General features: G+C 52.1%; 8 protein-coding genes. 6 read left to right on the top strand and 2 right to left on the bottom strand.

What is annotated here, in order from left to right; genetic code table 11:
- Positions 1-265: 265 nt before the first annotated feature.
- The 3 genes from HY879_02175 to HY879_02165 are packed head-to-tail and all read left to right on the top strand — an operon-like array spanning position 266 to position 4,940.
- Positions 266-1,135 (top strand): CPBP family intramembrane metalloprotease, encoded by an 870-nt coding sequence (locus HY879_02175; GenBank protein MBI5602140.1) that lies wholly within the window; start codon positions 266-268, stop codon positions 1,133-1,135.
- Positions 1,132-4,053 (top strand): PAS domain S-box protein, encoded by a 2,922-nt coding sequence (locus HY879_02170; protein MBI5602139.1) that lies wholly within the window; start codon positions 1,132-1,134, stop codon positions 4,051-4,053. Before HY879_02175 ends, HY879_02170 begins: the two co-directional genes overlap by 4 nt.
- Positions 4,050-4,940 (top strand): hypothetical protein, encoded by an 891-nt coding sequence (locus HY879_02165; GenBank protein MBI5602138.1) that lies wholly within the window; start codon positions 4,050-4,052, stop codon positions 4,938-4,940. The genes HY879_02170 and HY879_02165 overlap by 4 nt, the downstream gene beginning before the upstream one ends.
- Before the next feature lie 142 nt (positions 4,941-5,082).
- On the opposite strand, the gene HY879_02160 is transcribed toward HY879_02165, so the two are convergent.
- The gene (locus HY879_02160) at positions 5,083-5,598 is read right to left on the bottom strand and encodes a Spy/CpxP family protein refolding chaperone (GenBank protein MBI5602137.1); all 516 of its coding nucleotides are present in this window, start codon (positions 5,596-5,598) and stop codon (positions 5,083-5,085) included.
- A 144-nt stretch (positions 5,599-5,742) separates the two neighbouring features.
- Between HY879_02160 and HY879_02155 the strand changes: the two genes are divergently transcribed.
- The 3 genes from HY879_02155 to HY879_02145 are packed head-to-tail and all read left to right on the top strand — an operon-like array spanning position 5,743 to position 8,528.
- On the top strand, positions 5,743-6,447 hold the full coding sequence (locus HY879_02155) for a response regulator (protein ID MBI5602136.1): 705 nt from the start codon (positions 5,743-5,745) through the stop codon (positions 6,445-6,447).
- A complete protein-coding gene (locus HY879_02150; protein ID MBI5602135.1) occupies positions 6,444-7,835 on the top strand; it encodes a HAMP domain-containing histidine kinase in 1,392 nt (463 codons plus the stop codon). The genes HY879_02155 and HY879_02150 overlap by 4 nt, the downstream gene beginning before the upstream one ends.
- 3 nt (positions 7,836-7,838) lie before the next feature.
- Complete coding sequence (locus HY879_02145; protein MBI5602134.1) at positions 7,839-8,528, top strand: hypothetical protein; 690 nt, start codon at positions 7,839-7,841, stop codon at positions 8,526-8,528.
- Positions 8,529-8,634: 106 nt separating this feature from the next.
- Here HY879_02145 and cobT read toward each other — a convergent pair.
- A partial coding sequence (gene cobT / locus HY879_02140; protein MBI5602133.1) for a nicotinate-nucleotide--dimethylbenzimidazole phosphoribosyltransferase occupies positions 8,635-9,601 on the bottom strand: 967 nt, incomplete at its 5' end.

The raw sequence follows: 9,601 nt of genomic DNA, 5'->3' as shown, positions 1-9,601 counted from the left end.
TTGATGGTCTCGTAAAAACTCGTCATTCCCGCGAAGGCGGGAATCCAGGCTATATGTAACTAATTAAAAACACTGGATTCCCGTTTTCACGGGAATGACGTAAATCGGCACTTTTGGACTTTTTACGAACGCATCAATATTGACTTCGCCGACTAAGAGATGGCCCCCGTGGAATTGGTGCCAAAAGATATATGTTTATTTCTGGTTTTTTATTGTAGATTTATTATCCCCCTGGCTTCGATAACAAAAGAGAGGAATAAGGAACATGGCGTTGCTTGCATACATCGTGTTTATTTTCATCTTGGTCGGGATCGGGCCGCTCTTCTCCACTTCCGGTGTTACCGTCTATTTGTCTTTTGCCATACCCCTGGCGGGAATGGCAGCCATCCTGTTTCAGAAGCGATTCCATCATGGCAAATTTACGGATATGGGATTCAGATTAAACCGTAATGCCTTGATTGGTCTGGGTATCGGACTGTTATTTACGGTTGCCGCTATCTTCGTGCTCGTTGGACTGCCGTACTGGCTTGGGTTGGCGCAATTTTCTCTCAACCCGGCATCGGCAGGCAAGGGTGCGGAGATGTCCCCCTTCGTAACGGTAATCCTCACCCTGGTTATTGGCGGCGCGAGCCTGTTTGCCGCCTGCTTATTCGGCGAGGAGCTGGCCTTCAGGGGATACATCCTCCCCAAGCTGGAAGAACGATATGGAAGCCTTCCAGCCATCGTACTTTGTTCCGTGATCTTCGCCCTCTGGCATCTGCCGGCCTACTTCTCGATTTACGCCGGCGGTGCAGGTGCATCCGGATGGGGTTCCGTAGGCCTCATGCTGGTCGCCCATGGAATCTCAGCCGTTCCGATCAGCATCCTTTACCTGACCACCCGGGAACTCTATGGCGTATCCCTGTATCACGCACTCCTGGATGTTTTTCAGTACTCGATCATTCGCAGTCCGGAACTTGGGGCGGCGTCAAAGGATGCGGTCTACAATATGACCACCTCCCATGAGACGGTTCTGACCGTTATGGGCTGGGGGTGGCACATTATTGCCATCTTTTTCATGATTGGGCTCTGTAAGATTGGAAAGAAATGGACGCTACCCATGGGGATTGAGTCCGGGACGGAGGTGAAAGCATGAAAGAAGAGAACCTATCGGTTGATGCGGAGCAGGAGGCCGGCCAGGCACTGGAAGAACTCCGGGCGACACTCTACAGCATCGGTGACGGGGTTATTGTCACGGATGCTGCCTGCCGAATCACCCGGATAAATCCGGTTGCCGAAAGCCTCACCGGGTGGAGTGAAGTTGAGACCTTTGGAAAGCCATTGGATGACGTATTCCGCATAGTCAACGAAAAATCCAGGGCCGAGGTTAAAAATCCGGCTGAGCGTGTCCTGCGGGAGGGCAAAACAGTGGGGCTGGCCAACGACACCCTGCTTATCGCCCGAGACGGGACAGAGCGCCCCATTGCCGACTGCGGAGCGCCTATCTTCGACCGACAGGGGACGATCATCGGCGTGGTCCTGGTCTTTCACGACCAGACCGCCGAGCGCGCCGCCCAACGGGCGCTCAAGGAGAGTGAAGAACTGCACCGCATCACGATCGAAAATATCCTGGACCCGGTTTTTATTACCGATTCCGAGGGCAAGTTCACCTTTATCTGTCCCAATATTCCCCACATTCTTGGCTATTCCGTAGAGGAAATACGAGCCCTGGGCAACATATCTGCCTGTGTGGGCGAGGGCCGAAGTCTATTCGACCTTGAGGATCTGAACAGGCGGGGTGAAATCTCCAATATCGAAGCTGTGATCGCCAACAAAAACGGCGCTAAAAGAGATTATCTGGTCACCGTCAAACGGGTTTCGATTAAAGGCGGTACCATTCTCTATGTCTGTCGAGATATCACCGAGCGTAAGCAGGCCGAGGAGGAACACAAGGCACACGTTCGCTTTCTGGAAAACCTGGAGCGGGTTGATCTGGCCATCAAGCAGGAGATCAATGTTGAGAAGATGCTGTGGAATATAGTTGAGACGGTGTTTTCGATTTTCGACTGCGATCGGGCCTGGCTCTTTTATCCCGGCGACCCTGAAGCGCCGTCGTTTCGTGTACCCGTGGAAATCAGCCGGCCCGAATATCCGGGCGCCAATGTCCAGGACCTGGATGTGCCGATGACCCCCGACTTAGCCGAGAATTTGCGAGAGGTTCTGGAGTCAGATGACCCGGTGACTTACACCGCCGGGACGGAAAGACCCATTAACCAAGTGACTGCCGAACAATTCGGCGTTCAGTCCCAGATGACCGTTCCCCTTTATCCCAAGTTGGGTAAACCCTGGGTGTTCGGCATGCACCAGTGTTCCTATCCTCGCCTCTGGTCCAATGAAGAAAAAAAACTCTTTAAGGAGATCAGCCGCCGGATTGCCGATGGGCTCAGCAGCGTCCTCTTTCTTCGTGAACTCCAAGAAAATGAAGAACGATTCCGGGCCACTTTTGAACAGGCGGCCGTGGGCATCGCCCATGTTGCCCCGGACGGCCGATGGCTGCGGGTAAACCAGAAGCTGTGCGAGATTGTCGGGTATTCCAGACAGGAACTGCTCCAAAAGACGTTCCAGGACATCACCTATCCCGAGGACCTGGATGCCGACCTGGAAAACGTGCGCCAAGTACTGGCCGGAGAAATCCCAACCTATAGCATGGAAAAGAGATACCTGCGTAAAGACGGCTCCCTGGTCTGGATTAACCTGACCGTTTCAATGGTCCGTAACGCCTCCGGCGATCCCGCCTATTTCATCTCGGTCATCGAGGGCATTGGCCAGCGCAAGAAGGCTGAAGAGGAAAAGGAGATATTGCAGGGTCAGTTGCTTCAGGCCCAAAAGATGGAATCTGTGGGTCGGCTGGCTGGCGGTGTGGCCCACGACTTCAACAACATGCTGGGGGTCATTCTTGGCCATGCGGAACTGGCACTTGAGCAGGTGGACCCGGCCCAGCCGCTCCATGCCGATTTGGAGGAAATCCGGAAGGCCGGGCAACGGGCGGCCGACCTCACCCGGCAACTTCTGGCTTTTGCCCGAAAACAGACCGTATCACCCAAAGTCTTGGACCTGAACGACATGGTGGCCGGCATGCTCTCGATGCTTCGAAGACTTATCGGCGAAGATATCGATTTGGCCTGGTTGCCGGGTATCGAACTGTGGCCCGTCAAAATGGACCCGAGCCAAATCGACCAGATTTTGGCCAATCTGTGTGTCAACGCCCGTGATGCCTGCGCCGGGGTGGGCAAGGTCACCATTGAGACGAAAAATATGGCCTTTGATGAAGTCTATTGCACCCTCCACAAAGATTTTATCCCCGGCGAGTATGCCGAACTCGCCGTTAGCGACAATGGCTCCGGCATGGGCAAAGAGGTCCTTGAAAATCTCTTCGAACCCTTCTTTACCACCAAGGGGATGGGAAAAGGCACCGGGCTGGGGTTGTCCACCGTGTACGGCATCGTCAAGCAAAACAAGGGCTTCATCAACGTGTCCAGTGACCCGGGAGAAGGGACAACCATCCGGATCTATCTGCCACGCTTTATGGGGAAAAACGAAGGGATTTCGACGGAAGATCAATCCCGGAAGGCCGCAGGCGGCCCGGAGACCATTCTGCTGGTGGAGGACGAAGCGACAATGCTTGACCTGACCAGGACGATGCTGGAAAGACTTGGATATCGCGTGCTGACCGCCGGCACGCCGGGTGAGGCCATTGAATTGGCCGAAGAGCATGCCGGTGAGATCGATCTCGTGGTGACCGATGTGGTTATGCCCGAAATGACCGGAAGTGACCTTTGCAAGCGGCTGTTGTCGCTCTATCCGGACCTCAAGCGGCTGTTCATGTCCGGATACACGGCCAACGTAATCGCCCATTACGGAATCCTGGAAGAAGGCGTCTGTTTCATCCAGAAGCCCTTCTCTCTGATGGACCTGAGCTTCAAGGTTCGCGAGACACTGGGGAAAAAAGAAGGAGCGGAAGGGACAGACAACGTGCAGCCAACCAAAGAAAATTTAATAGGGAGGGAGCGATGACAAGAATAGCGATCGTTTTATCCATGTTTGTGGCCGGATTATTAGCACCTGCCTGGTCTCAGGCCGCTGAAACCACCTTAGAAACCCCTTACCTGATAGTGGGTGACACAACCGGCCATCTTTCCAATGAGCAACTGAAACGATTAGCCGGAATGGCCCAGGAAACACTCAATAAAGTCCTTGCATTCTGGTCTGCTGACCCCGGAATAGACCGATTTGGAAAGATAAGGGTCTATTTCGATCAGCCGCGAAGAGAGGTCTATTCCAGCGTTTTTTATTGGGACAAGAAGGGAAGTCAGCGGATACGCATCGTTCGGGTTTTCGGCACTGACGGCCTACCACAAATGATGGCCCACAAGCTTACGAGTGCCGTATTCCCCCAAAAGGACAAATTGATTCGCAACCTGATGGGTATTCTTACGGAAGCGCAGGTCGGCAATCCATTAACTTTCCCCATGTGTCGATTCAGCAGTGACGACTGGGTATTGGCTTTTCTGAAAACAAAATCCTACCTCCCTTTGCATGAATTGGGACCGGATCATGAATCATGGGGGATGAAGGATGCGGGCGGCGGCAAGCTCTCGATTCATGATAAAGCCAAACAACATAAGGCCTATGCCGAATCAGGGTCCTTCGGCAACTATCTGTTTCAGACCTATGGGATCAACAAGATAAAGCAGTTTCACCGGCTTTCCCATGACAAGGACCGGCCATGGCAGGAGGTGTTCGGGACCGGCCTGCGAGAACTTGAAGAGAATTGGCTTAAGGCCTTGAGGGCAAACGAAAAACCGAAGGAGGAAAATGTTTCAATCGTATTGAAATGGTTTGAAGCAAGCCCCGGGACAGCCTGTGCTGAGGCGCAAAAACTCGTAACCAGGGAACGGTAAACAGTGGCCGCACGAGTTACGTAATGGAATCGACATGGGGTCTTCCCGAACAGGTTATAAAATCCGGACCCCGGCTTTCGCCGGGGTGACGGATAGTGGGAAAATGGTCGTTATTCCGGGCTTGACCCGGAATCCGGAAAAATCATGATCGGTGGCGTTTCATTCTTTCCCTGATTTCCTCGTTGACCAATTGCTTTTGATGGTTATCCAGTGAGTCATAGAAATCCACCAGCAGGTCCAGATTCTTACTCAGAAAACCGGACATTTCGTTGATTTTTGTCTTTAAGGATTCAACCATCAATTTAACATTGGGATCTTCTTTGCTCATCTCCTTTTGGAACTGGTCCTTCATCTTTTGACGATGGCCCAGGGTTTCGGAAAAATGGGTTTTAAGATTTCCCTTGATGACCTCGTATTTCGCTTTCTGGGTGTCGCTGAGATTCAGTTCCTTGGCCTTTTTATCCATCCGCCAAAGGATAAAATCGGTCATATCCCGGCTGTGCGCTCCGGGATGAAAGCCACTGCCATGAAACCGGGGAGGAAAGCCCCCGCAGGGATCACTCCATGGCCCATAGGCCGATACCAGTCCGAATCCGGCAAGAACCAAAACCAAAAAGATAATACCGCTCCCGATAAAGACCTTGTTTCTTGTTTTCATTTTTTGACTCCTTTCTTGGTGTTGGGGTTAATGATTATTAGCTCTATTTTTCCGGTATGTTATTGCAGAGATGTAAAGAATCTTTTTTCCGCTTGTAAAAATTTGTTAAATAAATGTAAAAAAGAGTAAAAGGGGGTGACAAAAATGGGAAATCTGGTTTTAATGGTCGATGACGATGAAAAACTCCAAAAACGCCTCAAAGAATACCTGGAGAATAACGGATTTCGTGTTCTGGCCCTCTCGGACGGTTCCCATGTCCTCCAGACGATCGGCACCGAATCGCCGGACCTGGTCATTCTGGATATTATGCTGCCTGGAAAGGATGGGCTGGAAATACTGAAAGAGATCAGGCGGGATTATAACCTGCCGGTGGTTATGCTCACGGCCAGGGGGGAAGATACGGACCGCATTGTGGGATTGGAATTGGGGGGAGATGATTATCTGCCCAAGCCTTTTAATCCAAGGGAACTATTGGCCAGGATAAAAGCGGTTTTGCGCCGGGCCGCAACAGGAGTCACCGTCCAACACCCTGCCAAAGAACGTCTCTTTATCCAGTCGGGAGGGGTGACGCTGAACAGGGCCAGGCAGACTGTTTCAACGGAAGGCGGCGAAATAGAACTGTCCACGGCTGAATACCGGATTCTGGAAGTGCTGATGAAGAACCCCAATACCGTTTTGAGCCGCGATCAGCTCATGACCCTGGCCCGGGGGAGAGATTTTATGGCCTTTGATCGTAGCATCGATGTTCATATCAGCAAACTACGGGCCAAATTGGAGCCCGATCCCCGCTCACCCCAGAGGATAAAAACCATTTGGGGCAGTGGCTATATGTTTATAGATGCGTCATGACACCAGGCAAATTATACATCAAAATCCTTTTATCCTTTTTAGCCGTCTTTTTCACTGCCTTGATCGTGATCTTTGCCCTTTTTCTCGCCTTGCCCGGAAAGCACTTCACCGCCCACCTGGAAGAATCCACCAGGACCAAGGCCCTTATTATCAAAAAAGTGGTGGAAGATAAAATCCACTCGGAACCTGTTGCGGATTGGCACAAAAATGAACAACTGAAAAATTTTATTTTGGACTTCGGAAGCGTTCTGGGGGCCAGGCTCTGGCTTCAGAAACCGGACGGAACCATTCTCTTGAAGTCCTTCCCGGGAGAGATTCCGGATCTCGTTTCCCGGCTTAGAAAAAAACCTTCCCTGACCCGGGGGAATATCACTATTTACCGTCAGAGAGATCTGGATTATTACGCGGTTATGCCCATTGCCTTTGGAGGAGGAGAAACGGGTCATATCCATGTCCTGTTCGACAGACCGCAAGGGCCCCCTCGTCCCAAACAAGGCTTTGCTTTGGGACTTTTCATTATCGGTCTGGTGGCCGCTTTGCTGATCCTTCCCGTATCACGGATCATTACTAGTCGTCTTGAAAAACTCCGCCAGTCGGCCTTAACCATAACCGAGGGGGATCTTTCCTGCCGGGCGGATGTCAGGGGCAAAGATGAGATCGGTGACCTGGCCCAGGCCTTTAATCGAATGGCTGATAAACTGGGAACTATGATTGGGAACGCCCGGGAGCTTATGGCCCATGTCTCTCATGAGCTGCGCACGCCTCTCACCAGGATCAGGATTTCCGAAGAAATGCTCCGGGAAAAACTGGAACAAGGGGAGGCTGCTTTTTATGAAAGACACCTGGATGAAATACGGGAAGATATCCAGGAACTGGATCATCTCATCGGTCGAATCCTGGAATTGTCCAAGTTGGATATGCAAGGAGCACCCCTGATCTTCGCACCTTTTGACCCTTCGGAAGTTATCCGGGAGCTTCTTCGACGATTTCAACCGGTGATCCAGAAAAAGGATCTGCGGGTTGTGTCGGACATTTCATTACTCCCCACCTTTTTCGGGGATAAAGAAGCCCTGACCACCGTCTTTTTAAACCTTCTTGATAATGCCGTCAAATTCACACCAGAAAAAGGTCAGATCCATATCCTATCGAAACAATCCCCTGGGTTTTTAGAGATAAGTATAACCAACACCTTCGAGGAATTACCCGAAAGCGAGCTTTCCAGGATCTTTGACCCCTTCCATCGGGCTAAACAATCCAAGGCCGCCGGTTCAGGGCTGGGCCTGGCCATTGCCAAAAAGATCATTGAGCGGCATGGCGGAACCATTGGGGCTTATAATCTGGAAAAGGGATTGGAAATAAAAATATCTTTGCCTGATCAGAAAGGATAATTTATGGATAAACCCCAATTTGAATCCATCGATCAGATGGCTGAAACCACGGCGGCTGGTTTGTCGCAGGCCTGTGCCTCGTCCGCCTTCCAACTGTTTCAAGACAAATCTTTCCGGCAATTGGCCGGGTTCGAACAAATCAGTCAGGTGGAGCAGGACCGGATCTTTAATGAACTGGTTGTAGCCCATCTGGCTCTTATCATGCTTCTCCTGGAAGCCCCTGATCTCCGGGTAGTCGATGAGTTCCGCGGCTATCTCAAGAATTTGAACACAAAAATCCCCAAGGCCTATGTAAATCATTTAAGGACATTGGGTGTGGAGGCCGGGTATCTCAAGGATTGGGAAAAACTGATCTCCCTGCGCTTTGAGGAATATGCCCGGGACAGACACGACGTCCGGGCGGCGGCCATGGAGATGGAATCAGCGGAAAAACCCCTTGAGATGGAGGATCTGTCAAAGATTCAACTGCTCGTTCCGGTTCAAGCCGTGGCCATCGGCTGTCATCATCACGTTTGTCGGGGAGAGACCACGGGGCGCGATGAACTATTTAAATGGACGTTGAAATCCCTTTCTCAGTTCTATGTCGAATTCCGGGTCCGATTCGAAGGCGGTAAAATCACCCCGCTGACCAAGGCCCGGGTGGCCCTGAAACGGGTTATGGGCCGCAAGCGGAAGCGCGGGAAATCGAAGTAAAAACAGGAGCGTGTTGGACAGGATACTCGATCTCAGAATGGTTAGACCGCCCTTGATCTTCTGCGATGATTAGAATCCAGAATTCTGGATTCCAGGTTTTCAGTATCTATGCTTTATCACTCACCCCGGCCGAGGCAAAAGTGGCCATTTCGTTATAAATCTTCACCGAGGCCTCGATGATAGACATGGCCAGGGCGGCACCGGTGCCTTCCCCGAGACGCATCTTCAAATCCAGGATCGGTTCCACTTTAAAAAGCCGCAAAAAGGTGGCATGCCCGGCTTCCTCGGACAGGTGGCTGAAAAAGAGATACTCCCGGACGGACGGGCATAATCGGCAGGCGACCAGGGCTCCGGCGGAAGAAATGAATCCATCGACCACTACCGGAATACGGGAGGCTGCCGCACCCAGGCAAAGACCGCAGATACCGGCAATCTCCAAACCGCCTACGGCGGCCAGGGTGCTGAGGGGATCACTCAACTTTGCCTGGTTGACCTTCAAGGCCCGCTTGATGACTTCTATCTTTTTAATCAACCCGGCATCATCGATCCCGGTGCCGCGGCCGGTAATATCTTCCACCGGGCAGGGGAGCAGGGCGGCAAAAAGGGCCGATGAAGGGGTGGTGTTGGCGATCCCCATTTCTCCGGTCCCGATGAGGGTCACACCATCTTGAGCGGCCGACCGGGCCAATTCAATCCCGGCTTCTATGGCTTGCCCGGCCTCTTCAAGACTCATGGCCGCTCCTTTGGCCATATTGTTGGTCCCGAACTTTATTTTGCGGCGGATGAGATTCGGCGCATCGGCTAAGGGATCATCCACCCCCATGTCGATCACGCAGACTTCCGCTCCGGCATGTCTGGCCAGGACATTCACCGCCGCCCCTCCGGCCAATATATTCCGGACCATTTGGGGGGTTACCTCTTTGGGATAGGCCGAGACCCCTTCTTCAGCCACCCCGTGATCCCCGGCAAAGGTAAATATTTTTTTCCTTCCCAACAAAGGGGTGGTCGTGTTGGTGATCAGACAGAAACGGGCAGCCAGGTCTTCGAGCCGGCCCAGACTTTTGGGCGGCTTG

Source organism: Deltaproteobacteria bacterium, from assembly GCA_016219225.1.
Lineage (GTDB): Bacteria > Desulfobacterota > RBG-13-43-22 > RBG-13-43-22 > RBG-13-43-22 > RBG-13-43-22.
Note: the sequence above shows the minus strand (reverse complement) of the source record. Positions and strands in the feature narration are given on the sequence as shown.

Coding starts and splice junctions, on each gene's coding strand:
- HY879_02150 (MBI5602135.1), top strand. CDS start 6,444: ATGACACCAGGCAAATTATACATCAAAATCCTTTTATCCTTTTTAGCC.
- HY879_02160 (MBI5602137.1), bottom strand. CDS start 5,598: ATGAAAACAAGAAACAAGGTCTTTATCGGGAGCGGTATTATCTTTTTG.
- HY879_02145 (MBI5602134.1), top strand. CDS start 7,839: ATGGATAAACCCCAATTTGAATCCATCGATCAGATGGCTGAAACCACG.
- HY879_02170 (MBI5602139.1), top strand. CDS start 1,132: ATGAAAGAAGAGAACCTATCGGTTGATGCGGAGCAGGAGGCCGGCCAG.
- HY879_02155 (MBI5602136.1), top strand. CDS start 5,743: ATGGGAAATCTGGTTTTAATGGTCGATGACGATGAAAAACTCCAAAAA.
- HY879_02165 (MBI5602138.1), top strand. CDS start 4,050: ATGACAAGAATAGCGATCGTTTTATCCATGTTTGTGGCCGGATTATTA.
- HY879_02175 (MBI5602140.1), top strand. CDS start 266: ATGGCGTTGCTTGCATACATCGTGTTTATTTTCATCTTGGTCGGGATC.